A 26,371-nucleotide genomic window follows, 5' to 3' on the forward strand; every position below is an offset into this window, starting at 1 on the left:
GCGTTCCCCCTCTCCCACGATTCCCCCGATCCGTTCCCCGGCGTGTACCCCCTGCCCCGCCGGCCCGATGGGGAGTTCCGGTCGGATCCGAAAGCACCCCGAAATGCCCAAACACGCCCGCCTGCCCGCGACCCGTCCCGCGCGGGGACGCCTCGCGCTTCGTACCCTGGGGATTCTGGGATTCGCGACCCTGGCGGGGCTCATGATCGGGTCGCAGGCGTCGGCGCAGCAGGGGACGGCACCGACCGGTCCCGCACGGGCACTGTCGGTGGCCGCACCCGGGGCTCCCGCTGATACGTCCTCGGTGACCCCTGGCTCGGCGACCACAGCCTCGACACCCGCGCCCCGGGCATCCGCGGGCACCGGCCTGGCCACGCTGAGACTCCCCGACCTCACCGGCGCGGCCCAGGCCCGCCCCACGTTCACCGAGACCGCGATGCCCGAATCCGCGGCACCCGAAACGACCTCGGCGGCCGCAGCTCGGTCACTGGCGGCCGCGCCGGCCGACTGGGATCTGGGTGTGACGATCGCGGCGGCCAAGACCCCGAACCCGACCGCGGCGCTGCGTCCGGGGGACCAGGTGACCTACACCGTCACGGTTACCAACACCGGCGTCAACGCGTGGACCCGGGCGAACCCCGCGAAGGTCAGCCTCGACATCGCCGACCTCCTCGATGACGCCCGCATCACCAATTTCGGGCTGTTTGCCCGGGCCGGCAACGCGCCCACACTGACGTGGTCGGGTGAGCTGGCCGCCGGGAAGTCCCAGGTGCTCACCCTGATCGCGCAGGTGGATGACTTCCGCCGCGGGGACGATCGGGTCCGCGTGAGCGGATGCGTGAGTGGTGCCCCCGCCGGCGCGGGGATCGACCCGATCGAGCGCTGCGCCGAGAACACCGCGACCCTGATCCACTCCGCCGCCGACCTCGAGGTGACCCAGAGCTGGGCCAAGGTGAGTGGGAGCAGCGGCGGCGACCTGGTGCCCGGGGACGTGATTCAGTTCTTCGTGACCGTAAAAAACACCGGCGACCTCAACCTGATCGGCCCGAATTCCTGGTCCCCGGATCGCCGCGCCAACGTGGCCCTGGACCTCTCCGGCGTGCTCGATGATGCGGCCTTCGGTGGGGCGATCTCGGGGGTGTCCAGCCTGTGCAGCACCAACACCTCCTGGAACCCGGCCTACTGCCCCTCGGTGGGAAACCCCAGCGCCGGCGGGATGATCAACGTCCCGATGACCCTGGCCCCCGGCGGGATTCAATATCTCAGCGCCCGCGCGGTTTTGCGCAACGATTTCACCGGCGACCTCACGCTGAATTCCCGGGTGGAGGTGAGCGTGGATACCGGCGATACCACCCGTCCCGACGGCGCGGTGCTGACCCGCGGTGCCGCGGTCTCCCCGGAGGTGACCCCGCTGTATCCCGAGCTGACCATGACCCAGGTCATCACCAAGGTCGCCGGGTCGAGTGGATCGGGGATTCTCCCCGGTGACATCATCCAGATCGCCGTTCGTGCCACCAACACCGGCAAGACCGGGTGGACGGCCCCCACGTCCACCACCGCCGACAAGCTGCTGAGCTACAGCCAGGACCTCTCCGGGTTCCTCGACGACGTGACCTTCGGTGGGGCGAACCAGGGGACCTCGGGGAACTGTCAGCCGATCAATGCCTGGGACGGCAACTACTGCGCCAACGCCGGCCTGCCGAGCGCCGACGGAAAGCTGAGCATGAAGTTCTCGCTGCCCGCGGGCGCGACCCAGGCGTTCAACATCCGCGGGGTGGTGCGCAACGATTTCGCCGGGGATCAGCGCATGCGCACGGCCGTGCAGATCTCCGGGGAGTCGGGAAACCAGAAGCTGGAAAACGGCGGACGGATTGTGCTCACCAAGGAGGACACGCTCGGGTTTGATCGGGTATACCCCGAGGCCGAAATGACCCAAACGATGACCAAGGTTGCCGGATCCACCGGCACCGACCTGCTGCCCGGCGACGTGGTCCAGATCGCGGTCCGCGTGAAAAACCCGGCCAAGACCGGCTGGACCGATGCAACCTCCTGGTCGGTGGATAAGCGCCTGACCTACGTGCAGGACCTCTCCGGATTCCTCGACGACGTGACCTACGGCGGGGCGAACCAGGGCACCTCGGGGAACTGCCAGCCGATCAACGCCTGGGACGGCAACTACTGTGCCAACGCGGGGCTCCCCGGCCCCGACGGCAAGCTGAGCATGACGTTCTCGCTACCCGCGGGGACCACCCAGGCCTTCAACATCCGCGGGGTGGTGCGCAACGACTATCCGGGGGATCAGCGGATCGTGACCTCGGCCCTGCTTACCGGAAACCCGCGCGACGTGGGCAGCGAGAACGACGGTCGGATCACCCGAACCGCGCAGAGCGAGCTGAGTTTCGCCCGCACCTTCCCCGAGCTGGAAATGACCCAGACCATGGCCAAGGTGACCGGATCCCCGGGATCCGAGATCCTGCCCGGGGACACCGTGCAGATCGCGGTGCGGGTCAAGAACCCCTCGAAGACCGCATGGACCGGACCCTCCAGCTGGTCCTCGGATAAGCGGCTCACCTATACCCAGGACCTCGGCGGCTTCCTCGACGATGTGTCCCTCGTGGGTGCCCTCCAGGGCACCTCGGGCAACTGCCAACCGCCGGCCAGCTGGGACTACAACTACTGCCCGGTGATGGGGGCCGTGGGGGCAGACGGAAAACTCACCTCGACCTTTTCCCTGGCGGCCGGCACCACCCAGGCGATCAACATCCGGGGTGTGATCCGCAATGATTTCCCCGGCGACCAGAACCTGCGCACCACCGCGACGGTGACCGGGAATCCCGGGGACGCGACCCAGGCCGACGGCGGCGTGCTCACGCGCACCGCGCAGGCCACGCTGGGCTTCGACCGGACCTATCCCGAGGCCGAGCTGACCCAGACGCTGACCAAGGTGAGCGGTTCCGGCGGCACCGACCTCCTGCCCGGGGACGTGGTCCAGGTGGCCGTCCGGGTGAAAAACCCCGGCAAGACCGGCTGGACCGGCCCCTCGAGTTGGTCGGTGGACAAGCGACTGACCTACACCCAGGACCTCTCCGGCTTCCTCGACGATGTGACCTACGGTGGCGCGCAGCAGGGCGTCTCGGGGAACTGTATGGCCCCCAACGCCTGGGATCCGAACTACTGCCCCGGTTTTGGCAGCGACACCAGCAGCGGAAAGGTGACCCAGACCTTTGCCCTGGCCGCGGGCACCACCCAGGCCTTCAACATTCGCGGCGTGGTCCACAACGGCTTCACCGGGGACCAGCTGATCCGCACGGCCTCGGTGGTCACAGGCAATACCGGCGACACCACCCGGGCCGACGCCGGGGTCATCACCCGCGCCGCGCAGAGCCAGCTGGCCTTCCAGCGCACCTATCCCGAGCTTACGGCGACCCAGAAGATCGTCAAGGTTTCAGGTTCCCCGGGCACCGAACTGCGCACCGGCGACAGCGTGCAGATTTCGCTGCGCATCTCCAACCCGGGCAAGACCGGGTGGACGGGGGCATCGTCCTGGTCGGTGGATAAGCGCCTCCGGCTGAGTCAGGATCTCTCCGGTTTCCTCGACGATGCGAGCTGGTTTGGCTCGCAAACCGGGATCGCCGGGCCCTGTCAGCCGGACAACGCGTGGCAACCCGTCTACTGCACCTCCTACGGCGACCCCACAGAGGCTGGCAAGATCGACGTCACCTTCCCGCTGGGGGCGGGCACCACCCAGGCATTCACCATCCGCGGAACCATCAGGAACGATGTGCCGGGGGATCAGATCCTCGCGGCCCTCAGCGTGATCACCGGGGAAACCGGAAACCCGGATCTGCCCGAGGGCGGACGCCTGGTGCGCGAGCTGCGCACCGAGACCCCGTTCACCGCGGTGTTCCCCGAGATGAAGCTGGGCAAGCAGTGGGCCAAGGTCTCGGGCAGTCCGGGAACCGAGATTCGCCCGGGCGACGTGCTGCAGTACGGCGTGGCCATCACCAACCCGTCCAATTCGGCGTGGACGGCCCCGAGCAGCTGGGCGGCGGATCGCCGGATCACCGTGACCCAGGATCTCTCCGGAGTCCTGGACGATGCGGTGTTCCTCGGCTCCCGGGTGGGCGCCTCGGCCGCGTGTGCGAACCCCACCTCCTGGAACTCGGACTGCGCCGTCGTGGATCCCAAGATCGAGGGAACCACGCTGACCCACACGTTCCCGCTGCCGGCCGGGGCCACGATGTATGTGGCCTACCGGGTGCAGGTGAGCGACCGCTATGCCGGCGACCTACACCTCACCGCGCACTCCTGCGCGAGCGGCGACTCGGGCAATAAGGCGCTGCCCGATGGTCCGCGGATCACCCAGTGCGCCGACTGGGATAACACCATCAGCAGGGTCTACCCCGAGCTGGGGATCACCCAGGGCTTCACCAAGGCACCCAACTCGAGCCGTCCGCTGCGTGCGGGGGACGTGGGCGAGTACACGATCACGATCAAGAACCCCGGCCAGGGCGGCTGGAACGCTGCCTCCAACTGGGCCGCCGGCAATCAGGTGACCCTGAGCGAGGACCTCGGCGACATCCTCGACGATGGTGCCCTGGTGGGTGCACCGACCGGCGGGGCCACGGTGGTGGATAACCGCCTGAGCTGGAGCGGCCCGCTCGCGGCCGGTGGCACCAAGGTCATCACGTTCAGGGTTCAGATCATGCAGCAGCCTGCCGCCGGGGGCACCACCCCCAAGATGCTGGACGGTGAGGCCTGCGTGAGCGGCGATAGTCGCAACCCCGGCGTGATCGACCCGATCCTCAGCGCCTGCGACCGGCTGAAGATCGGCGTGGGCGAAAACTGGCGGATGAACCTCAGCGTGACCGATCAGCACGGTGCCGAGCTCACCAGCGGCTCCCCGGTGCGCCCGGGCGACCGGCTGACCTATCGGATTCGCGCCGAGGCCATCGGCGGCTGGCCCGTGGAGGGTGTGCAGATTCAGGCGAATCCGTCGCAGACCCTCGGCGTGGCCGAGCTTACGGGCGATCCCACCCTGACCGTGGGATCCGACGCCCCAACCACCCTGAAGCTGGCCTCCGGCCGGGTGACCACCCCGCGCTTTGAGCTGCCCGGGGATCAGCCCGCGGTCCTCGCCTACACGGTGACCGTGCCCGAGGATCTGCGCCGAGGTACCCTGCGGGATGAGGCGATCGGTACCGCCGAGATCCCCGGAATCGGCACCATCGCCCCGGCCACCTGCGGCCCGGCGACCCAGCCCTGTGCGGTGCAGCTGCAGCTCGCCCCGGCGGCCCCGTGGGTAAGCGGTGAACTGCTGCGCGACGGCGAGGCCTTCGCCGGTACCGCCCTGCGTGGCGAGCGCCTGGACTACCGGCTGACCGTCGAGAACCCCGGTCCCGGTGCCTGGTCCGAGCGTGCCCCGCTCGCGGTGGATAACACCCTGGCCGGCGTCCTGGATGATGCCACCCCGGTGGGCGAGGTGGCGACCGCTCGCATCGGCGACGGCCCCGAGTTTGAGGTTCCGATGGTGGATGGCCACGTGCGCTGGAGCGGTGCCCTGGCCGCCGGGGAGAAGCTGACCCTGACCTATCCGGTGACCGTGAACGCTCGCACCGGCAGCGGCGACCGCTCGCTGCTGAACCGAATCTGCGCCGGGGAGTCCGGCGAGAATGCCCCCAGGGTGTGTGCCGAGGTGACCACCCCGATCCTGAGCGCCTGGACCCTGTCCAAGGTGGCCCTGGACGCCGACGGTCACCCGCTGACCGCCGGTGCCGTGGTCACCGGCGGCGACATTGTCCGGTACGAGATCACCGCGCGCTGGCTCTCGGGCAACACTGCCGAGGACGTGGTGCTGCACGACAGCCTGGCCGGTGTGCTCGCCTCGGCCGAGCTGGTTTCGCCCCCAACCCTGCGTGTGGGGGAGGGCTCGCCAATCACGGTGAACCCGTCCGCGGCACGGCAGCTCGTCACCCCGGCATTCGACCTGGCCCGCGATCGGAGCGCGGTCCTGAGCTATGCGGTCCGCGTCGCCGAGGGGCAGCACGGCGGGACCCTGCGCAACGACGCGCGCGGCAGCGGCGTGAACGCGCCCGCGCGCTGCGCCGTGGGCGACACCGATGCCGGGCTGAACGCCGCGTGCCGCACCGAACTGGTCATCGTGGATGATCGAGTCTCGCTCGCCGACCCGATCATCACCCAGGCGATCTGCCTGCCCGAGGGTGGCGTCTCGGTGCCCGATGTACGCCTGCCGGTATCCGACGGTGTGCGCTATGAGATGAGCGGCGACCTGGTTGCCGGGGGCAGCGTGACCGTGACTGCGACCTCGCTGGATGGGCGCGCGCTGCGCCCGGCGAACGGCTGGACCCTGGCGGCGGATAAAACCAGCGCGTTCCGGGTCATCACCCTGAGCCTGCCCGACTGCACCCCGACCACCCCGGATCCGGGACCCGGAACGGACACCCCGGCCACGCCCGAGGATCCCTCCTGGCCCACCGCCCCGGTCTGCACCGACGGGGAACCCGAGGCTCCGTGGATCAACGTGCCGGTTACCCCCGGAATCTTCTATACGATCGCCGGCGAGGTGGCCTTCGGACACACGGTGACCATCACCGCTCACGCGCGCGAGGGATTTGCCCTGGTGGTTCCGCCCGGATGGGTGCCCGCCGAGGACGGGAAAACCGCACACCTCTCGGTGAGCTTCCCCGATGCCCCCGACTGCGGATCCGGCGGCCCCGAGACCCCGGGTACCGGCGGGGGAAATGACGGGGGTACCGGTCCCGGCGGCGGCACCACGCCCGCCCAGTGGTCGATCGGCAAGCACGCGGAAAACTCCTCCGGCGCTCCGATCGGCGCGGGCACCAGCCTCGCCGTGGGCGACGCCATCACCTACGAGGTGCGCGCCAGCGCGCGAGCCGAGAACCGGAGCCCGGTGACCGGCATCGTGCTGACCGATGACCTGAGCCAGGTGCTCGGTGCCGCACGCCTCGACGGCGACATTACCCTGAAAATTGGTGATCGCGAGCCGATTCGGGTGGAACCGCCTCAGCCCGGCAGCTCCTGGCTGCGTACCCCGGCGTTCGACCTGTCACCGGGGGAGAGCGCCGTGCTGCGCTATCGCGTGGTGATCACCACGACCAGCGCCCAGATCCACGAGGTGGGCCTGATCAACCGCGTGTGGGGCACCGGATCCTCGGCTCCCGCGTCCTGCACGTCGCCCACCGACGAGACCGAGGGGTGCGCCACAACAACCCCGATCGATCCGCCCGGGGATGGCGGCGGCACCGGAAACCCCGGGACCGGGGGCGGCGACAGCCCCGATCCCGAGCACCCGGGAACCGGGACCGGTCCGGGGACCGGCCCCGGCGAGGGCACCGGAACCATTCCCGCAGCCCCGCGCGATCCGGCGATCACCGAGCCCGGATGCGTGGCCGGCGTGTACGTGCGTCCGACCCTCAGCGTGCTGCTGACCCCGGGCATCTGGTACGAGGTGACGGGTGAGTTTGCGCCGGGGAAGTCGGTGGTCATCACCGCTCATGCCGAGGCCGGGTACCGGGTGGAACCGCGGGCCGGCTGGGTGAGCGCCGCCGACCGGCTTACGGCCACCAAAACCGTAACCTTCCCCGCATCGGACTGCCCGATTATCCCCGAGGACCCGCGGAACCCCACCACCCCGGGCACGCCCACGACGCCCACGATTCCGACGCTTCCCGCGGAACCGGGGCTGCCGAGTGTCCCGCACGGTCCCGGCGATCCGCTGACCCCGGCACCCGTCGTGGCCGAAACCCGGCTGAGCAGCACCGGCGGCGGCGACGCCTCGGGCTCGCTGGTACTGCTGGCGACGGGACTACTGGCCGCGGGACTCCTCCTGCTGCGCCGCCGAGGCCGGGCGTAGCCCTCGCACTGCGGGGCTCCTGCTGCGTCGCCCAGCAGTGCGAGCCTAGCTTGCGGGCCGCGGGACGGTGTTTCGGAGCGCCCTCCGACGACGCTTCGGAACCGAGCCCCACGCCCACACAAAAACGGTGCCCGCCGGATCTGGAAGGATCCGGCGGGCACCGTTTTTGTGTGTAGAGACTAGGCCGAGGGGGCCTCGTCCTCGGGGGCGTGAGCGGGCTTGCCGGCCGCCTCTTCGGCGGCCAGGTTCTCGGCAGCCTGGCGCTCGGCGGCCAGACGCTTGCTCTTGCGGAACGCCATGAAGTAGTGCACGGCGGCGGGGCCGACCGACAGGGCCACGGCGGCCAGCAGGATCACGTCGATGTAGGAGCTCACGAAGTTTGCCACCGGCGGGATGTAGCCGATCAGGTAGCCGAAGTAGGTGAGGCCGGTTCCCCAGATCAGCGCGCCGATCAGGTTGTACAGGCTGTACTTGCGGTAGTTCATGTGCGAGGCACCGGCCGCGACCGGGGCGAAGGTGCGAACGACGGGCACAAAGCGGGCGATGATGATCGCCAGCGCGCCCCACTTTTCGAAGAACTTATTGGTCCGGTTGACGTTCTCGATGCTGAACAGACCGGTCTCTTTGCGCTCAAAGATCTTGGGGCCGGCGCGATGCCCAATCAGGTATCCCACCTCACCGCCGATAAACGCGGCGATTCCAATCAGGATCGCGACCCACCAGATCGGCATGCCGAGACCATCGCTCGTGCCGTTGTTGCTGGTGAGGCCGGTGATGACCAGGAGGGTGTCGCCGGGGAGCATGAATCCCACCAGCAGGCCGGTTTCGGCAAACACGATGAGACACACGACCAGAACGGCCCAGGGGCCGGCCGCCTGCAGGATTTCGTTGGAGTCAAGCCAGGGAATGAGAGCTGTATGCATCGATGAAAGGCTCCGAATTGTTGGTGGCACACCCGCAGACGTACCGTGAAGGGACATGACCGAGTCTACTGCCCACAGGGTAGCGCAACGGGCGGGAGACGCAAGATCATTCCATCGGATGATGGATGGGTGCCCCGGACGCGATGAGCCTGGGAATGCCGTAACGATTTCGGCACCGTCCGGGCTGCGCGCCGTGACGGTGAGTCGCCGCGCGGGGGATTAGGATACTGACTCGGAAGGGAGTTCCCGATCATGAAGCACAGGTTCGCAGTCGCGGCGACCATTCTGGCGGTGGCACTGCTCAGCGGGTGCGCCCAGGGACCGGCCCCGATCAATAACGGGGAGTTTTCGGCACGGGCCCAGTCGCTCAAGAGTTACTCCACCCTGTCCACCGGCCGACTGATCGAGTTCGCCCAGGACTACTGCTCGCGCCTGGACAAGGAACGCGATAACGCGTCGGGCCTGCGCAAGGTGGCCGACGAGTATAAGCAGAACTCCCTCGCGGACGGTCGCACGGCCGAGGACGTCGATTCCTTCATGGACACCGCGACCGCCCGCTACTGCCCCGACCTGGGCGAGGCGCTCACCAAGTAGGTCCGCTGGGTGGAGAGCCCTCCTCCGAGCGAGCGATATTGCCGCCGCCAACATCGGCGCGGCGACCGAAGCGCCGGGTGTCTGTGCCTCGATAGCGTGATGTTCAGACGTTGAACACACGGAGGAAACATGATGAAGACCGCAGGAATTTGGGCAAAAACCGGCATCGCCCTGGGGGCCGCGACCCTCGTGGGTGTGGGACTGAGCGGGTGCGGCCTGGTCGACTCGATCAAGAACTCCACCGCCGATGCCTGGTCGGTGACCTACGCGGTCACGGTCACGGGGGAGGGAACCCCGAGCCTGCCCGCGGTGACATTTGGTGAGGCCAAAACGCGCGGCGAGGACACGGTCACCAAGGACCTGCCGAACCTGCCGCTGGTGGCCGACCCCGCGACCCCGGGAAGCTCGCGCTGGGAGAAGACGGTGATGGTGACCGCGACCCGGCCCGCCTCGATCGTGGCGACCCCGGGGGAGGGCCAGCGGGCCACCTGTCAGATCCTGCTGGATGGCAAGCGGCAGATCGCGGCGGTCGCCGGGGAGCCGGGCAAGCCGGTGACCTGCGAGGCGACCACCCCGAAGTTTGACTAGGGGTTGATGCCCGGCGGTATGCTCCACGCTCCGCCGGGCACTCCTGCGAGAAAAGCGCCCCTCATCTGGGGGTCATTCGCTCGCCATGCGTCAAATTCGGTTGTTTATCCCGAATCACGACTCCTATGCTGGGACCAGACTGTGCGTCTTACCAATAGGACAGGGGAGTTCGGTGGCACCGATCAGGGGACAAAAACGCTCGCGTATGCGGGGCGTGGCAATGGGATTAGGTGCGCTTCTCGCACTGGGATTTGTGTGGACACCCAGCTCCACCTTCGCGGCCGAGGCACCCACCGCGGTGCTCGATGTGAAGAAGACCGCATCCGCCGAGCAGGTCAAGCCCGGCGAGACGCTGACCTATACGATCGAGGTCGCCTGTTCGACCCTGACCGATGTGGGCTGTAATAACGCCGTCTTTGCCGACGCGATCCCGCCCGAGTTTGAGATCCAAAACGTGGTGGTGGCCAACGCGCCCTTCCAGACCCCGATCATCGACGGGCAGAACGTCAGCGTGGTCTTCAATGAGCAGCTGAGCGAGGGTGTCATCGGTCTGATCGACAACGCCAACGCCACGATCACGATCACCGTGAAGCTGCGCGAGGATGTGCCGTTTGAGAAGAACGGCGTGAACATCCCCAACACCGCCCAGGTCACCGCGGATAACGCAACCAAGGTCACCTCGACCGCCAACGTGAAGCCCGTGCTGGAAAAGCACCTGGCCACCGACGCCACCAAGTCCTTCAACCCCACCGCGGGGCAGGCAAAGCCCGGCACCGAGACCACGCTGACCCTCTCGGGGGCCAATAAGTCCAACGCCGGCGCGGACACGCTGACCCTGACCGACCCGGCCGATCCGAGTGCCGCCGGTAACCCCTTTGGCTACCTGGCCATCACCGGGATCGACTCGGTGCAGTGGCCCGAGGGGGCCACCACCGCCACGGTGGAGTACTGGGACGGAACCGCCTGGGTCCAGGGATCGGTAGCCACCAAGCCCGGTGCCCCGAATGCGCCGCCGGCCTCGGCCACCGGAATCCGGGTGACCTTCACCGGCCCGAACGGAACCACGATTCCCGCGGGGGCCACCGGCGGACTGACCCTGAAGCTCGAGCAGCGGGAGAACGTCGCCGATCTCGAGGAGAGCATCACCCTCAAAAACACCGTCGAGTCCGCCGTCACCAACGGAGGCGACCGCGCGACCGACACCGATGACGCCACCTATAAGGTTGTCACCGAGCCGCTGAGTGTGGCGGCCAAGAAGTCTTTCGACCCGGATGTGGTGCTGCCCGGCGGCGCCTCCACCGTGTCCCTGTCCGGCTCGAACGCCGGAGACACCCCGCTGTCCACGCTGACCATTCGCGAGCCGGCCAGCGGCGACTTCGATTCCCGCCTGGACTTCACCGGGTTCACCTCGTCGGTCGAGTTCCCCCAGGGCGCCGACACCGGCGAGATCACCCTGGTCTACCTGGACCGCGCCGGTGTCGAGCAGAGCGTCACCGTGACCCTGACCAACGGCGGCCAGTTCCCGGCCCTGCCGGTAGACTTCGGCTCGCTGAAGCACTTCGAGATTACCTTTACCGACACCACCGGCGAGCCGATTATCGCCGGTGCCGAGTCGAACCTGACCTTCGGGGTCACCGCCGCCGAGGGCCTGGCCAAGGACACCACCATCGACAACGTGGTGGGTGTGACCGGCACCGCCGGCGACCAGAGCGCCGATGCTACCGCGACCGACACCCTGACCCTGGACGAGCACCGGATCGAGCTGGAAACCCAGAAGAAGATCAGCCCCGGACAGATCTGGGGTACCGAGGGGGAGACGGCCACGATCCAGCTCCCCACCACCGTGGGCAAGGGTTCCACCGCCAACGCGACGCAGATCCTGGTTAACGATCCCGAGCTCAAGGCCGACGGAACCCCCAAGGACTCGGACTGGTGGGATCACTTCCGCCCGACCGCGATCACCAAGACCGATGTGCCCCCGGGTGCCATCTTGACCGTGCGCTACTTCGACACCGTCAGCAACACCTGGGTGGTCCTGGCCGAGAACGTCGTGGGTGCCACCTCGTTCTCGATGGAGATTCCCGAGGCGATTCGCGACCAGATCGGCGGCCTGCAGTTCGAGTTCACCAGCGATGAGCCGGGCTTCGCGCCCGGGGCCACGGTGCAGCCGAACATCACCACCGAGCTCAAGGAGAGCCTGGCTCCCAAGCCCGCGGGCAGCGACATCACCGTCGAGAACTGCTCGAGTGCCTCGGCCACCGCGCCGGGAGCCACCGCGGGGGCCGCGACGCTGAACCCGTGCCCCTCGATCGAGATTCTGGCACCGACCCCGGGGGAGTACAACTTCCTCACCAAGCGTTGGATCGCCCCGGCCGACCAGATCGTGGTCGCCCGCTCGGGAGACCACGCAACCTCGCGCCTGAGCTGGTCCACCGGTGGACACGGCGGCTACGAGCAGATGGTCATCGCCGATACCCGCGTGGGCCAGACCCCGAACGCCGGCCCGGCCGACCCGGTGGAGAAGACCACCTATCAGGCCTTCAACCTGGTGAAGATCAAGGCGATCACCCCGGCCATGGATCCGCTGCTGGCCTATGACCAGATCACCGCGGTGGAGCTGTGGAACGGGAGTGCCTGGGTGCCCGCCTCCGGCGCGACCGCGCTGCCCTACACCGGATCGCTGCCCGAGATTGCGCTGAGCGCCGCCGAGCAGTCCTCGACCCAGGGTGTGCGCCTGATCTTCGCCGAGAATACCGCCGCCCGCCAGGCCGCGACCGACGTGGATGCGCCGGCCGTCGGCTCGGGGGTTGCCCGTTCGAACGGAAACACCCGCCAGATCGACCTGGAGTGGGAGCTGCGTGACACCAAGCGGGTTCCGGCCTCTCCGGCCGTGCCCGTGCTGGGTAGCGAGCTTTACAACACCGCCGACACCGGCGACGTGAACAACATCGCCAGTGCCAGCGGCATCATCGGCGGGGCCGTGGCCGCGCACGATGAGGATTCGGATCTGATCTCGATCCTCGACCGTCCGCTCAACGTCTCCGTGAGCAAGGGCTGGAGCGGCGGACCGATCGGCATCCCGCCGGCCGGAACCCCGGAGAGCGCGTACCCCAGCGGTCGGGTGACCATCACCGCGACCAACGCAACCGTGGCCAAGGTGGACACGCTGAAGATCGTGGATCCGGCACCGGGCAGCGCGACCCGGCCCTTTGACACCTTCAACCTGGCCAAGATTGTGGGCATCACCGTGCCCGACGGGGCGATTGCCGCCGAATCCCTGGTGCAGCTCACGCGCGCCGGGGGCGGCATCGACGCCTTCTCGATCGATCAGGCCAAGGCCCTGAGTGCGGCAAACCTGGCCGACGTGGTCGGGATCGAGGTGTCGCATCACGGACGCATCGTCTCGGCCGGCAAGTCCACCCTGACGATGGATCTGCGTCTGCGGGCCACCCATCGCGACGGTGGTGCCCCGGTCACCGTGGTGAATTCGCCGGTGCGCAACGAGGCCTCGGCCACCGTGCTCGATCCCGGCGGGGTCAACGGGGTGCACGAGGTCAGCGCCAAGGACACCGCCCAGATCGCGCTGGCCGAGCTGAACATCGGCATCACCACCACCAAGTCATTCGACCCGAAGATTCAGTACGCGCAGATTCTGCCCGGTGAGCCCGGCTATGCGGATGAGCCCTGGGATTCGATCACGATGACCCTCTCGGCCCGCCCGACCGGTTCGGCGCGTCCGGCCAAGATGGTGGTCACCGATGACACCACCACGTTCTGGAACGCCTACCGGTTTGTGGACTTCGCGCCGGGCTTCAAGCTCACCGCCCCCATCCTGCGGGTGCAGGTGGATGCGCTGGTCGGCGGTACCTATGACACCACCGGCGGCGGTAACCCGCTGAGCCTGAACGGCGCCACCTGGACGCTCGGCACCCCGGCGGCTACCCCGGCCCTGCCCGCGGGTGTCGCCGCGGCCGACGTGCGCGGACTGCGCTTCACCTTCACCCGGACCGACGGCTCCCAGTGGGAGAACCCGTCGAGCCCGCGTCAGGAGATCCCGCTGACCGTGCACCGTCGCGCCTACCTGGCCTCCAACCCGGATGTTCCGGTTCCCGATGATTCCCAGCCCGCGGCGCCGGGCGAGAAGCTCAAGCCGTTCGGCGGCGGTGGCGTGTTCACCAACTCCGTGCAGGGTGAGGTCACCAGCTCGGTCAACGGTCCGGGATCGATCCCGCTGACCGCGACCCATGAGACCACCGCGCAGGCCTTCTATGAGGCCGGGGGGACCGAGATCAGCGTCAAGAAGACGCCGATCGGGGCGCAGCTGCCGGGACAGGTCATCCCGTTCACCCTCACCGTGTCGAACCCGGCACCGGCGAATAGCGGGTTGGAACGGGCGATCCTCGACCCGAAGATCACCGACATCCTGCCCACCGACATCAACACCAACGATCCCACTGGGAAGCCCTGGCTGATCTTTGATGAGGACAGCGACGACCCGCGGTACGAGTTCGGCTACCAGCCCTCGGGGACCACGCCCGCGCCGAACCTGCCGATGCCTACCGATCCCGCGCAGATCACGATCACCGAGGGGAAAAACGCCGACGGTGAGCCCACCAGCATCGGCTTCGCCTTCCCCAAGGGCACGGTCCTGATGCCCGGGGACACCTATACGATCACGCTGAACATGATGTTCCGCCCGGGGATCTCGGCGGGGCAGCACGTGACCAACTCGGTGCTGGTCGAGGCCGCCCAGCCGTTCCAATTCTGTAACGGCGAGGAGCACGAGGTCTTCGCCTGTCTGGCGGATACCGACGTGTACCCGACCGAGATCGGGGCGCTGCGCGGTCAGAAGTTTGTGAAGGCCGACGACACCACGCTGGGTGTCACCGACGTGACCAACCCGGCCGCCGTGTGCGCGCCGACGCTGGACGACTACTACTCGGGCAACTGCGTGCCGATCACCAAGCCGCTGGGCACCGAGACCTGGCGTGAGCGGGTGCAGAACTCGGGCACCCTGGAGATGGATAAGGTGGTCACGATCGACCGCCTGCCCACCCCGGGCGACCAGGGCGCGCTCGTGCTGCTGCCCCGCGGCAGCCAGTGGGAGCCCAGCTGGACGGGCCCGGTGACCCCGGTGACCTCGGATGGTTACCGCACCCCCGAGGGTGTGGAGTACTACTACTCCTCGGCTCAGGATCCCTGTGTCGCGGACCTGTCTCCGTCGCAGACCGCGTGCCCGGATGGGGCCTGGCTGCCGCTGACCCCGGAGGTGGCTGCAACCGAGGTGAAACACATTAAGACCGTGTTCCTCTTTGGCGAAAACCACTTCCGTCCCGGCGACATCCTGGGCTACACCTTCCAGACCCGCACGCCGGCCTTCTCGCCGGTGGCAACCTCGGACACCGTCGCCTGGAACACCATCGCGATCGGTGCCGAGACGGTCACCGCCTCCGGTACCCGAATCGGCTCGGTTCTGCCAACCGAGGGACGCCGGGTGGGTGTTGCGCTCGCCACGGGTCCGCTCGCGGTGCAGAAGACGGTGACCGGAGACGCGGCGGCGTTTGCCCCGGCGACCTTCGAGCTGCAGGTGCTGTGCACCGTGGGGAAGGGCACCCCACTGGAAACGGTGTTGCCCCCGGTCACGGTGACCGTGGAGGGCGGCAAGCCGGTGACCCTCGAGGAGCAGTTCCCCTACGGGGCCGAGTGTGTGCTGGTGGATGCCCCGGGAGTCAACGGGGAAACCTCCCACACTTCGGGTCCCGCGGTGACGATCGAACGCACCCCGAGCCTGCTGCCGCTGGCCACGCTGACCAACGTCTACAGCCTCACCTCGCTCGAGGTCACCAAGACCGTGATCGGCGCATCGGATGAAAACGGTGAGCCGCTGGATTACGGATCCTTCCCGTTCGAGGTGTCCTGCACCTTCCTCGGAAAGCCCGTGGTGGCCACCGGATTCGAACTCTCCCCGATGACCTTTAGCCTGACGGATGGCAAGCGCCGCACCCTGAGCGGGCTGCCCGTGGGCAGCGTGTGTGAGATCACCGAGACCGATGCGCACGGCGCGGATGTTTCGGTGACCACGCCGGGCGTGGATGGACCGGTTACCATCGAGGGGCCGACCGTCACGGTCACCCTGACCGCCGATGAGGCCCCCTCCCGCGCGGCAGTTGTCCGCTTTGTCAACAACTTCCCGCTGGGCGCCATCGACCTGTTCAAGCGGGTTGAGGGAGACGGCGCGGCGGCCGTGGACGACGGCACCGACTTCGTGTTTGAGCTCACCTGCCGGGTGGGGTCGGACGTGGTCTACGACGGCGCGCTGCACCTGACCAAGGCCGAAGCCATCGCCGGGCGTCACATCATCGTGGACACCCTGCCCGCCGGTGCCCGCTGTGAGCTGGATGAGACCGACAGCGGCGGGGCCAGCACCACGGTCATCACCCCGGACACGAAGGCCGCGGCGGTTGCGGTGGGCACGCTGCGCGAGCCGCTGCAGTTCACCGCGATCAACACGTTTGCCGCCGGGGACCTGCGGGTGACCAAGGAGATCACCGGACCGGGTGCCGAGCTGTGGGGCACCGGGCCGTTCCAGGTTGCGCTGGCCTGCACCCTGGACGGGGCGGCGATCGCCATCCCCGACGGGGCCACCCGTGAGCTGAGCACCGAGAACGGCTTCGAGTCCGACTTCGCCGGTCTGCCGAGCGGTGCCGCGTGTGAGCTCACCGAGTCCGCGACCGGTGGCGCCACCACGAGTGAGATCGTGGACGCCGACGGGGCGGCGGTGACCGAGCCGGTGATCATCGGATCGGGCACCACCGTGGCGCTGCGCGTGATCAACACCTTCGAGGTGGGCGGTATCACCGTCACCAAGACGGTCGAGGGTGACAACGCCGCGTCCGCCGCCAACGCGCAGTTCCAGGTGGCGCTGGCCTGTACCCTCGACCGGGACGGCGTCAGCACCGCGCTGACCATCCCCGAGGGCGCGACCCGCACCCTGTCCGCCGCGACCGGGCTGACCGCCGCCTATACCCAGCTGCCCACGGGCGCCGTGTATGAGCTGCGCGAGACCGTAACGGGCGGCGCCAACGCGAGCGCGATCACCCCGAACGCCGGAGACCCGACCGTGGGTGTGGCGACCGTGGGATCGGGGACCAACGTGGCCCTGAGCGTGGTCAACACGTTCACCAAGGATCCCGGCATCACCCCGCCGGGCCCCGGCACCCCGGGCGGCGAGCTGAGCGGCACCGGCGCCAACCCGCCGTGGGGCTGGCTGATGGCCGCGCTGGGTCTGCTGCTCGGCGGCGCGCTGCTGGGCATCCGGCAGATCCGTCGCCGCGGAACCGGTGACCTCGCCTAGGTAGGACACAACACGGCGGGCGGTGGAGATAATCTCCACCGCCCGCCGTTTTATTTAGGGGCTAGAACTCCTCGTAGACCGCCGGGTCCTGGTCGCCCAGGCGGCCGTCGGGGCGGCCGAGAGCGGTGATCAGGGCGATCTCCTCGGTGGAGAGTTCGATCTGGGCGGCGGCGATGTTGAGTCGCTGGCGCTCGGGGCTCGCCGAACGGGGGATCGGGACCACCCCGCGGGCCACATGCCAGGCCAGCACAATCTCGGCCGGGGACACATCGTGTCCGGCGGCAATGCGCTCGATCACCGGGTCGGCGGTCACCCCGTTGCCGCGGCCCAGCGGGCTCCACGCCTCGGTGACGATGCCGCGCTCGCGGTGGTAGGCCACGGCCGACTCCTGCGGGAACCACGGGTGCAGCTCGATCTGATTGACCACCGGCCGCACCCCGGTCTCAGCCTCCAGCCGCTCGATGTGCTCGGGCAGGAAGTTGGATACCCCGATGTGCCGGATCAGCCCGCGCTCGCGGGCATCGATCAGGGCTTCCCAGGCCTCGACGTATTTATCCACGCGGGGGTTCGGCCAGTGGATCAGGTAGAGGTCGATGTGATCGAGGCCGGTGCGGAACAGGCTCTCCTCGATCGTGAACGTGGCCTCGGCGCGGGCATGGCGGCGGCCGGGCAACTTGCTGGTGACGATGAACTCGTCGCGGGGGATCCCCGCGGTACGCACCGCGCGCCCCACGGTGCCCTCGTTTTCATAGTTGAAGGCCGAATCCAGCAGGCGGTACCCGGCCTCAAAGGCCGAGTGCAGGGATTCGATGCCGGCGAGGCCGTGCGCACGCCCGGTACCAAATCCGATCGGGGGAAGAGAAAGCTCTGAGAAACTCAACGACGCTGTCATCCACCCATGCTACCCATCGGGCCGTGCATCGGGTCAAGAGAAAATCCCACCGGGTCCATCAAAAACTGGTGCGCAAGGCGGGACTTGAACCCGCACGCCCGAAGGCACAGGAACCTAAATCCTGCGTGTCTGCCAATTTCACCACTCGCGCTTGTTTCTCCAGTGTAGCGTGCGGGCATGCACGCGCGGTGCAGGCCCGGCTAGGATGGGTCCATATGTTAGATCTTGACCTGAGTGCCGAAATCGCCGCGCTGCGCAGCACCTTTGCGACCATCAGCGACGTGCTGGACCTTGACCGTCTGCGCGCGGAAATTGCCGAGCTCAGCGAGCAGGCCGGTGCGCCCGACCTCTGGGACAACCCCGATGAGGCACAGAAGGTGACCAGCGCGCTGAGCCACAAGCAGGCCTCGCTCGGGCGTGTCACCCGGGTGGCCAACGGGCTGGACGACCTCGAGGTCCTGATCGAACTGGCCAACGAGGAGGGTGACGAGGCCTCCGCCGCCGAGGCGCGTGCCGAGCTGGAAAAGCTGCGCACGGCGATCGGTGACCTCGAGGTGCAGACCCTGCTCAACGGCGAGTTCGACCCGCGTCCCGCGGTCATCACGATCCGCGCCGGTGCCGGGGGAGTGGACGCCGCAGACTTCGCCGAGATGCTGCTGCGGATGTATCTGCGCTGGGCCGAACAGCACAAGTACTCGGCCACGGTGCTCGACACCAGCTACGCCGAGGAGGCGGGCATCAAGTCCGCCACCATCGAGATCGACGCGCCCTACGCCTTCGGCACGCTGAGCGTCGAGGCCGGAACCCACCGCCTGGTGCGGATGAGTCCCTTTAACTCCGCCGGCAAGCGCCAGACCAGCTTCGCCGCGGTCGAGGTGGTGCCGCTGATGGAGGTCACCGAGTCCATCGACATCCCCGACAACGACATCCGCGTCGACGTCTTCCGTTCCTCGGGCCCCGGCGGCCAGTCGGTGAACACCACCGACTCCGCCGTGCGGATCACCCACCTGCCCACGGGCATCGTGGTGAGCTGCCAGAACGAGAAGTCGCAGATCCAGAACCGGGCGGCCGCGATGCGGGTGCTCCAGTCCCGACTGCTGTTGGTGCAGCGCGAGCAGGAGAATGCCAAGAAGAAGGAGCTCGCCGGCAATATCACCGCGAGCTGGGGCGACCAGATGCGCTCCTATGTCCTGGCGCCGTATCAGATGGTCAAGGACCTGCGCACCGACTACGAGGTCAACAACCCGAGCAACGTGTTTGACGGCGACCTCGACGGCTTCATCACCGCGGGCATCCGCTGGCGCAAGAGCGCCGACCGCGACTAGTCCCGACCGCGGAACAACGGCCCCCGAAACCCGAGAGTGTGACCCCTCTTGGCGTGTCAGCGCGCAAAAGCTCAGCGGCATGCTTAGGCTCGAAACGTCATGATTCGCTATGAGAACGTCACCAAAAAGTATCCCGGGTCCAAGCGACCCGCGGTCGACGGGATCGACTTCGAGGTCGAGCGCGGGGAGTTTGTGTTCCTCGTGGGCGCCTCCGGGTCGGGAAAGTCCACCTGTCTGCAGCTGATCCTCAAGGAGGAGCGGCCCACGTCCGGCACCATTCACGTGCTCGGAAACGACCTGGGTTCGATCTCGAACCGGAAGGTTCCCTACTTCCGTCGGCAGCTGGGCGTGGTGTTCCAGGACTTCCGCCTGCTGCCCAACAAGACCGTGTACCAGAATGTGGCCTTCACGCTGCAGGTCATCGGTAAGTCTCGCGGGTTCATCCAGGAGGCCGTCCCCGACGTCCTCAAGATGGTGGGCCTGGATGGCAAGGGCGAGCGTTACCCCCACGAACTCTCCGGTGGTGAGCAGCAGCGTGTGGCGATCGCCCGCGCCGTGGTCAACAAGCCCCCGGTACTCCTGGCCGATGAGCCCACCGGTAACCTCGACCCCGCGACCAGCGCCGGCATCATGCAGCTGCTGGAGCGGATCAACGCCGGCGGCACCACCGTCGTGATGGCCACCCATGAGGCGGGCATCGTGGACAAGATGCGTCGCCGCGTGATCCAGCTGCACGAGGGCAAGGTTGTCCGTGACGAGCGCTCCGGCGGATACGGCAACACCGGTATCGTGCCCGAGCTGCGTCCGCAGGAGGTCAAGGGTGAATCTGCCCTGGCCGCCCAGGCAGCCGTGGCCTCCGAGGCTGCCGCCGCCGAGCTGGAGACCCGCGCCCAGCCGATCATTCCGGCCGCGCCGGTCACGCCCGCGACCCCGACCCACACGCAGGCGATCAGCCTGCCGCAGGTGGAGACCGAGGACGCGACCGATCACCTCGGCATCGCCGAGAGCCTCGGCCTGCGCCGCGACGGTGACCAAACGGGAGAAGACGAGCAGAACGTGGGGCCGGTTAAATGAGAATGTCGCTGATTTGGGGCGAGGTTTTCACCGGCCTACGTCGCAACCTGTCGATGGTGGTCTCGATCATCCTGGTGACCTTCATCTCGCTGACCTTCGTGGGGGCCGCCGCCCTCATGCAGATGCAGATCGGTCAGATGAAGGGCTACTGGTATGACCGTGCCCAGGTGGCTATCTACCTCTGCCCACAGGACTCGCTGAGCGAATCCTGCGCCGGCGGTGCGGTGACCGATGACCAGCGCAAGGGCGTCGAGGACATGCTGAAGTCGGCCGCCCTGGCCCCGGTGATCGAGAAGTTCTACTTCGAGTCCAAGGACGAGGCGTTCAAGCGCTTCCAGGAGAAGTTCGCCGGCAACGAGATCACCAAGTACGTGACCCCGGACCAGCTGCAGGAGACCTACTGGGTCAACCTGAAGAACCCGGCCCAGTCCAACGTGATCTCCGAGGCCTTCTCGAGCACCCCCGGCGTGGAAGAGGTTACCGACCAGCGCAAGTATCTGGACACGATCTTCTCGGTCCTGAACGTGGCCTCCTACACCGCGATCGGCATCGCCGCGCTGATGCTGATGGCCGCCGTGCTGCTGATCGCCACCACCATCCGCCTGTCGGCCTACTCGCGTCGCCGTGAGATCACGATCATGCGTCTGGTGGGTGCGTCGAACAGGTTCATCCAAACACCCTTCATCCTTGAGGGGGTGATCTCCGCCTTCATTGGGTCCCTGCTCTCGGGCGGAGCGATAGTCGCGATCGTGCACTTCTTTGTGCAGGGCTACCTCAAGGACAATGTGCCGTCCTCGATGTCCAACCTGGTGGGGCTGGGAGACGCGTTTATCGTGGTTCCCGCACTGATCCTGGTGGGCATGATCCTGGCAGCGCTCTCGGCGAACTTCGCGATCAAGCGTTACCTGAAGGCATAAATACCGGTCCCAACCGGATATACTGATGGGCTGCCCGGGTTTCCCGGGCAGCCCGAGTCATTTACCGGGCCCAGCTGTGCCCAAAGAAGGAGAACACCGTGCCCAAGGAACGTGGTGAAAAAGTTGTCGCAACCAACCGCAAGGCGCGCCACGATTACCTGATCGAGGACACCTTCGAGGCGGGAATGGTCCTCACCGGCACCGAGGTGAAGTCGCTGCGGATGGGTCGCGCGTCCCTGGTGGACGGCTATGCCTTCGTGGAGGGGAACGAGATCTGGCTGGATGCCGTGCACATTCCCGAGTACTTCCAGGGCAGCTGGAACAACCACAGCGCCCGGCGTAAGCGCAAGCTGCTGCTGCACCGCCAGGAGATCAACAAGATTGCGCATAAGGTGGCCCCGGGCGGTTACACGATCATCCCGTTGAAGATCTACTTCAACAACGGCAACGCCAAGGTGGAGATCGCGATTGCCAAGGGTAAGAAGGAATACGACAAGCGTCACGCGCTGCGTGAGCGTCAGGACACCCGCGAGGCTGCCCGCGCGATGGCGACGCGAAACCGCCTGGGCGAGTAGCGCATAGATTTTGCGGCGGTCCTCGGAGACGAGGGTCGCCGCAAGACGTTAAGGGCCGGACATTGTCGGCAAAATCCTTGCACCCGCGCGGCCCGCACGCCAGGATGTTGGTATGACCGCATCCTCAGCATTGCTCGTGCCCGGTACCGTCAACTTTCGTGATCTCGGGGGCTATCCGGTCCCCGGCGGGCGCACCCGCTCCGGCGTGATCTATCGCTCCGATGCCCTGCACAACCTGGGGGAGGCTGGACGCGCGGCGCTGACCGAGCGCGGGATCCACTCGATCATCGACCTGCGTGATGAGCCCGAGCGTGCGGCGATGCCCGACGATGTGGAGGGTCTGGGCTTCCAAGACCTGCACCACGCGGTGTTTGAGGGATCGGTGGATGCCGCCGCGACTCCGGGGCTCGGGCTCGGCGACCTGTATCGGGCGATCCTCTTCCGCCACACCGACGTCGTGCGGGCGGTGTTGACCGAGCTCGTCGAGCCGGCAACCACCCCGGCGATCATCCACTGCACCGCGGGCAAGGACCGCACCGGCGTGCTCAGCGCCCTGGTGCTGCTGACCGTGGGGGCCGACCGCGAGGACGTCCTGGACGACTATGAGGCGACCCAGGCCAACCTGGCCGGGGCCTGGGCCGAGCACATGACCGAGATGGCGCGCAGTCAGGGTATCGAGGTCACGCCGCAGTTGCTGGGCATCATGACCGAGAGCCCGCGGGACGTGCTCGCATCGGTACTGGTTGACCTCTATGCGGTTCCCGGCGGGCTCGAGGGATACCTCGACTCGGCCGGCGTGGGCCCCGAGATTCGCGAGCGTCTGCGCGCGCTGCTGATCGAAAGGGACTAGCCCACGGTCGCCGTTCGCGCGCTAGGCTGATCGCCGCGCGCGAACGTGGTTCCCCACCCGGGCAATCCCGGATATACTGGGGGCATCCCTTCGGGGTTCGTGGGCTTCGGCTCCTGAAAATTCAACAGCGTGTGACATGACCCATTCTTCGTGAATGTGCATGGGGATGATCGGTTTCGACATTGCCTGTGAAACTGCGAGAAGCGGGTCGAGGATTCAGGGTTATCTCGTTAACGATCTCTGAAAAACCAATAAGTGCCAACTCTAAGCGCACTGACTTCGCCCTCGCTGCCTAAGCGAGCCCGATAGTCCGTCAGACCGGGTTTGTTTCCGCCCCGGTTCCTGGCGTCATTTAGGAAACTTGCTGTGTGCCGACGCCTGAGCGGTACGCGGGACTAATACTCTGGCTGGGCCTGTCAACCTAACCGCCTTCGGTAAAGGTTGGGGCCGAGAAAACGTTTTCGAAGGATACACCCGTAGAAGACGCAGAATTGCAGCAGTGGACCGGGGTTCAATTCCCCGCATCTCCACCATCGGTCATGTCACACGCTGTTGAAGCACTCAGCCCGGTTCCCTCTGGAACCGGGCTGTTTTGTGTTGCGGCCTGGTCGTGGCTAGGGCTCGGGAGTGGGGGCGACTCCGGGAACCTCGGGGATCACCGGATCCCGGGTCAGGATGATCTCACGTCCGCTCCACCGGCTCAGCATCACCTCGAGATTGCTGGTGACGGTCTCAAACAGGTCCATCTCGGGTTCCAGTCGCCACTGGAGTTCAACCCCGTCCAGCAGCGCGATAAACGCGCGCGCTTCGAACTCGAATTTTTCGGGACGGACGCCGGGCAAATCTCCGGCAGCATGCGCAATCTCCAGCTGCGCCACACACTTGGCCACAAACAGGCGGTAGCGCTCGACCATGAAATCGCGTGCCGGATGCGTGGGGCTTGACGCCTCTGCGGCGAGGGTGAGGAGCAGGTCGATGAATCCGGGCCGCTGAAGGTGAAACTTCATCAGCGGCGAGTACCAGGTGAAGAACTCGATGCCGACGCCGTCGTTGGGCATCGCCGCGTCGCCCTCATCGGCGAGGTGCTTGAGGATCGCGATCAGTAGCCCCTCCTTGCTCCCAAAGTGGGCGATGAGGAGGGCTGCGGTGACCCCCACTTCGTCGGCGATCTGACGCAGGGATGCACCGGCGTATCCGTACTCACCAAATACCCGGCCGGCGGTGCGGAGGATCTCTGCCCGACGTTCGATTCCCTTGCGGTAGGGGCCGCGTTTGGTGGTTGTCATCCGTCTCCTGTCGTCGTTTCAAAAAAAGTCTTGCACAAAATTGAATCTTCGTTCAATATATATGAATATTGAACAACCCTAAAACTTTCGTGTAATGGTGCACAGAGTATCGACGCGAAACAGGGCACATCGCTATCGAAGGGCACATCCCCGTGCAGGACCAACTCACGCCGTCTCATCGTTCCGACCCCCGCGCATCGACCCCCTGGGGCGTGGGCATTCTGGGTGCCGGACCGGTGACTCAGGCGATCCATCTCCCCACCCTCTCCCGTCTGCAGAAGCACTTCACCGTGCGCGCCATCATGGACGTTGACCCCGAAGTCGCCGCCTCGGTGGCCGCGCGTGTGGGCGCCCGCGTCGCCCCCACGATGGCAGATCTGCTGCAGGATCCCACCGTAGAGGTTGTGGTGATCTGTAGCCCACATCGCTTCCACGCCGAGCAGGTGATTGCCGCCTGTCGCGCCGGTAAGCGGGCGATTCTCTGCGAGAAGCCCTTCGCCATGACCCCCGAGGAGGCCCGCGGCATCGCCGAGGTTTCCGTCGAAACCGGTGTGCCGATCCTCGTGGGCGCGATGCACACCTACGATCCGGCCTGGCTTGCGGCCCGCGCCGCCTGGGGGAACTTCCCCGCCGGGGTGCACACGGTACGCTCCTCGATCGTGCTCCCGCCCAACGCCTACTTTGAAGACTCCGCCACCGAGGTTCTGGGCCGACCGGACTCGGTTCCTGCCGACTTTAGTGACCCCGAGCAGGTCGCCGAACGTGTCCTCGGCGGGGTCATGGGACTCGCCATCCACGACCTTCCGCTGGTGCGCACCTTTGTTCCCGACGGAACCCCAATCGAGGTGGTGCGCGCGGCGGCCCTGGCCCCCGGCGGCTACCATATCGTGTTGCGGGCGGGGGCCCTGGCCATCGAACTCCACGCGGCACTCACCGACAACTGGGAACCCTCCTGGTTCTTCGAGGCCATCGGCGAGGACGCCTCCATCGCCGTGGATTTTGGCCCCTCCTACATTCATGCGGGATCCGCCGTGGTCACCCTGGCACAGAACGGTCGCCGCACGGTCTTTGGCCGCGAGATCCACAACGGTTACGCGGGGGAGTGGTTACACCTCGCCGAGGTTGCCGCGGGGGCGACGCCCGCCCAGCCCGCCGACACCCTAATTGAGGATCTTCGATTTGCCCTGACCATCGCCGATACGGCCTCCAACCTCGCCCGCAACACAGTGAAGGCAGCACACGCATGAGCACTCAACTCTCCCTCAACACCGAACCCGCGGCACAAATCCCGGGCATGATCGATCAGAGCATCGCCGCGCTGCCGGTTTCCCTCCGCCCGGGACACCTCGGCGTGAAACGGCCCTCCTCAGACCAGGCCTGCGCCGGCGCGGATCTGCTGGCCATCGCCGGGGACCGAGGCTGGACCAGGCGCGCCAGCGAGGCCATCGCCGCGGGCTATCGCGGCCTGTTGATCGTGCGCCCCCGCCCCGAGGATGCCCGCGAGCTGATCGCGAGCGCCGCATCCACCCCGGTGGTCATCCTCACCGACTGGGCTAGTAACGCCGCCGTTGCTGCCCACCATGCGGCCGCCGCGGAGCTGGTTGCGGCCCGGGCATTCGTGGAAATCAGTGCCGACCTGCCACCCGATGAGGATCTGGAACTCGCCCTCGCCGACCAGCTGGCGCTGCTGCGCGCCCTCGGTGCAACGGTTGCATCACCCACGCTGCACGAGCACGGTGCGGGGGGATTCCGCGTGGTGGGATCGCTCGAGCAGGGCGGAGAATTCCAACTCTCCGGCCACCTCACCGCCTCCCGCCCCCGCGGCGCCCGGGTTCGGCTGATCGGTGCCGATACCACCGTGGTGCTGGAGCTTCCCGATCCGGTGATTGCCCTGCGGGCACGGGTGGATATCTGGACTCCGGGGCACCACGACGACCGCGCGGCCCTCTGGGAAAACGCGCCACGTACGGCACTGCGCCGCCTGGTAGCGGCCGTTCACGGCGGCACGACAACCTCCGACCTCGCCCACTATGAGCACGGCCGGCGCATCCAGATGGGCCTGTCCCCGGCCGTCTAACCACAGACTTTCTCTCCCCCTC

General features: G+C 67.2%; 14 protein-coding genes, 1 tRNA gene and 1 other RNA gene. 12 read left to right on the forward strand and 4 right to left on the reverse strand.

Annotated features, from left to right (window positions below; all coding sequences use genetic code 11):
* Positions 1-103: 103 nt before the first annotated feature.
* Positions 104-7,894 (forward strand): hypothetical protein, encoded by a 7,791-nt coding sequence (locus C7C57_RS05175; RefSeq protein WP_187977835.1) that lies wholly within the window; start codon positions 104-106, stop codon positions 7,892-7,894.
* A gap of 179 nt (positions 7,895-8,073) precedes the next feature.
* Here C7C57_RS05175 and C7C57_RS05180 read toward each other — a convergent pair whose 3' ends face one another.
* Positions 8,074-8,817, reverse strand: coding sequence for a DedA family protein (locus tag C7C57_RS05180; RefSeq protein ID WP_187977836.1), 744 nt, complete (start codon positions 8,815-8,817; stop codon positions 8,074-8,076).
* Between the two features lie 252 nt (positions 8,818-9,069).
* Between C7C57_RS05180 and C7C57_RS05185 the strand changes: the two genes are divergently transcribed.
* The 3 genes from C7C57_RS05185 to C7C57_RS05195 all read left to right on the forward strand — a co-directional run bounded on the left by C7C57_RS05185 (position 9,070) and on the right by C7C57_RS05195 (position 17,353).
* A complete protein-coding gene (locus C7C57_RS05185) occupies positions 9,070-9,411 on the forward strand; it encodes a DUF732 domain-containing protein (protein WP_030148577.1) in 342 nt (113 codons plus the stop codon).
* Positions 9,412-9,540: 129 nt separating this feature from the next.
* On the forward strand, positions 9,541-9,999 hold the full coding sequence (locus tag C7C57_RS05190) for a hypothetical protein (protein ID WP_187977837.1): 459 nt from the start codon (positions 9,541-9,543) through the stop codon (positions 9,997-9,999).
* A 220-nt stretch (positions 10,000-10,219) separates the two neighbouring features.
* Positions 10,220-17,353, forward strand: a complete 7,134-nt coding sequence (locus C7C57_RS05195) for a DUF5979 domain-containing protein (RefSeq protein WP_255505823.1) — start codon at positions 10,220-10,222, stop codon at positions 17,351-17,353.
* 61 nt (positions 17,354-17,414) lie between these two features.
* On the opposite strand, the gene C7C57_RS05200 is transcribed toward C7C57_RS05195, so the two are convergent.
* Together C7C57_RS05200 and C7C57_RS05205 are read right to left on the reverse strand one after the other, a co-directional pair.
* Complete coding sequence (locus tag C7C57_RS05200) at positions 17,415-18,245, reverse strand: aldo/keto reductase (RefSeq protein WP_187977839.1); 831 nt, start codon at positions 18,243-18,245, stop codon at positions 17,415-17,417.
* Positions 18,246-18,311: 66 nt separating this feature from the next.
* Positions 18,312-18,396 (reverse strand) — tRNA-Leu (locus C7C57_RS05205).
* Positions 18,397-18,460: 64 nt separating this feature from the next.
* Here C7C57_RS05205 and prfB point away from each other — a divergent pair.
* From prfB to ssrA, 6 genes are all read left to right on the forward strand, one after another.
* Positions 18,461-19,570, forward strand: a complete 1,110-nt coding sequence (prfB, locus tag C7C57_RS05210; RefSeq protein ID WP_030148581.1) for a peptide chain release factor 2 — start codon at positions 18,461-18,463, stop codon at positions 19,568-19,570.
* A 99-nt stretch (positions 19,571-19,669) separates the two neighbouring features.
* On the forward strand, positions 19,670-20,644 hold the full coding sequence (gene ftsE / locus C7C57_RS05215; RefSeq protein WP_030148582.1) for a cell division ATP-binding protein FtsE: 975 nt from the start codon (positions 19,670-19,672) through the stop codon (positions 20,642-20,644).
* Positions 20,641-21,561: a permease-like cell division protein FtsX gene (ftsX, locus tag C7C57_RS05220; RefSeq protein WP_187977840.1), complete on the forward strand. Its 921-nt coding sequence runs from the start codon at positions 20,641-20,643 to the stop codon at positions 21,559-21,561. The genes ftsE and ftsX overlap by 4 nt, the downstream gene beginning before the upstream one ends.
* 98 nt (positions 21,562-21,659) lie before the next feature.
* A complete protein-coding gene (gene smpB, locus C7C57_RS05225; RefSeq protein ID WP_187977841.1) occupies positions 21,660-22,136 on the forward strand; it encodes an SsrA-binding protein SmpB in 477 nt (158 codons plus the stop codon).
* Between the two features lie 112 nt (positions 22,137-22,248).
* A complete protein-coding gene (locus C7C57_RS05230) occupies positions 22,249-22,986 on the forward strand; it encodes a tyrosine-protein phosphatase (RefSeq protein ID WP_187977842.1) in 738 nt (245 codons plus the stop codon).
* A gap of 162 nt (positions 22,987-23,148) precedes the next feature.
* Positions 23,149-23,519, forward strand: a transfer-messenger RNA (tmRNA) gene (gene ssrA, locus C7C57_RS05235).
* A gap of 81 nt (positions 23,520-23,600) precedes the next feature.
* On the opposite strand, the gene C7C57_RS05240 is transcribed toward ssrA, so the two are convergent.
* Entirely contained in the window at positions 23,601-24,272 is a 672-nt protein-coding gene (locus tag C7C57_RS05240; protein WP_187977843.1) for a TetR/AcrR family transcriptional regulator, read from the reverse strand.
* Positions 24,273-24,424: 152 nt separating this feature from the next.
* On the opposite strand from C7C57_RS05240, the gene C7C57_RS05245 reads away from it, so the two are divergent.
* Positions 24,425-25,519: a Gfo/Idh/MocA family protein gene (locus C7C57_RS05245; RefSeq protein WP_255505781.1), complete on the forward strand. Its 1,095-nt coding sequence runs from the start codon at positions 24,425-24,427 to the stop codon at positions 25,517-25,519.
* Positions 25,516-26,349, forward strand: a complete 834-nt coding sequence (locus tag C7C57_RS05250; RefSeq protein ID WP_187977844.1) for a hypothetical protein — start codon at positions 25,516-25,518, stop codon at positions 26,347-26,349. Before C7C57_RS05245 ends, C7C57_RS05250 begins: the two co-directional genes overlap by 4 nt.
* Positions 26,350-26,371 lie beyond the last annotated feature (22 nt).

The sequence above is a fragment of the Mycetocola sp. JXN-3 genome, from assembly GCF_014522285.1.
Taxonomy (GTDB): domain Bacteria; phylum Actinomycetota; class Actinomycetes; order Actinomycetales; family Microbacteriaceae; genus Mycetocola; species Mycetocola saprophilus.

What these genes read in the sequence shown, in the direction of transcription:
- C7C57_RS05240 (WP_187977843.1), bottom strand. Translation starts at nt 24,272, where the DNA reads ATGACAACCACCAAACGCGGCCCCTACCGCAAGGGAATCGAACGTCGG.
- ftsE (WP_030148582.1), top strand. Translation starts at nt 19,670, where the DNA reads ATGATTCGCTATGAGAACGTCACCAAAAAGTATCCCGGGTCCAAGCGA.
- C7C57_RS05250 (WP_187977844.1), top strand. Translation starts at nt 25,516, where the DNA reads ATGAGCACTCAACTCTCCCTCAACACCGAACCCGCGGCACAAATCCCG.
- C7C57_RS05190 (WP_187977837.1), top strand. Translation starts at nt 9,541, where the DNA reads ATGATGAAGACCGCAGGAATTTGGGCAAAAACCGGCATCGCCCTGGGG.
- C7C57_RS05230 (WP_187977842.1), top strand. Translation starts at nt 22,249, where the DNA reads ATGACCGCATCCTCAGCATTGCTCGTGCCCGGTACCGTCAACTTTCGT.
- C7C57_RS05175 (WP_187977835.1), top strand. Translation starts at nt 104, where the DNA reads ATGCCCAAACACGCCCGCCTGCCCGCGACCCGTCCCGCGCGGGGACGC.
- ftsX (WP_187977840.1), top strand. Translation starts at nt 20,641, where the DNA reads ATGAGAATGTCGCTGATTTGGGGCGAGGTTTTCACCGGCCTACGTCGC.
- C7C57_RS05195 (WP_255505823.1), top strand. Translation starts at nt 10,220, where the DNA reads ATGGGATTAGGTGCGCTTCTCGCACTGGGATTTGTGTGGACACCCAGC.
- C7C57_RS05200 (WP_187977839.1), bottom strand. Translation starts at nt 18,245, where the DNA reads ATGACAGCGTCGTTGAGTTTCTCAGAGCTTTCTCTTCCCCCGATCGGA.
- C7C57_RS05185 (WP_030148577.1), top strand. Translation starts at nt 9,070, where the DNA reads ATGAAGCACAGGTTCGCAGTCGCGGCGACCATTCTGGCGGTGGCACTG.
- C7C57_RS05180 (WP_187977836.1), bottom strand. Translation starts at nt 8,817, where the DNA reads ATGCATACAGCTCTCATTCCCTGGCTTGACTCCAACGAAATCCTGCAG.
- prfB (WP_030148581.1), top strand. Translation starts at nt 18,461, where the DNA reads ATGTTAGATCTTGACCTGAGTGCCGAAATCGCCGCGCTGCGCAGCACC.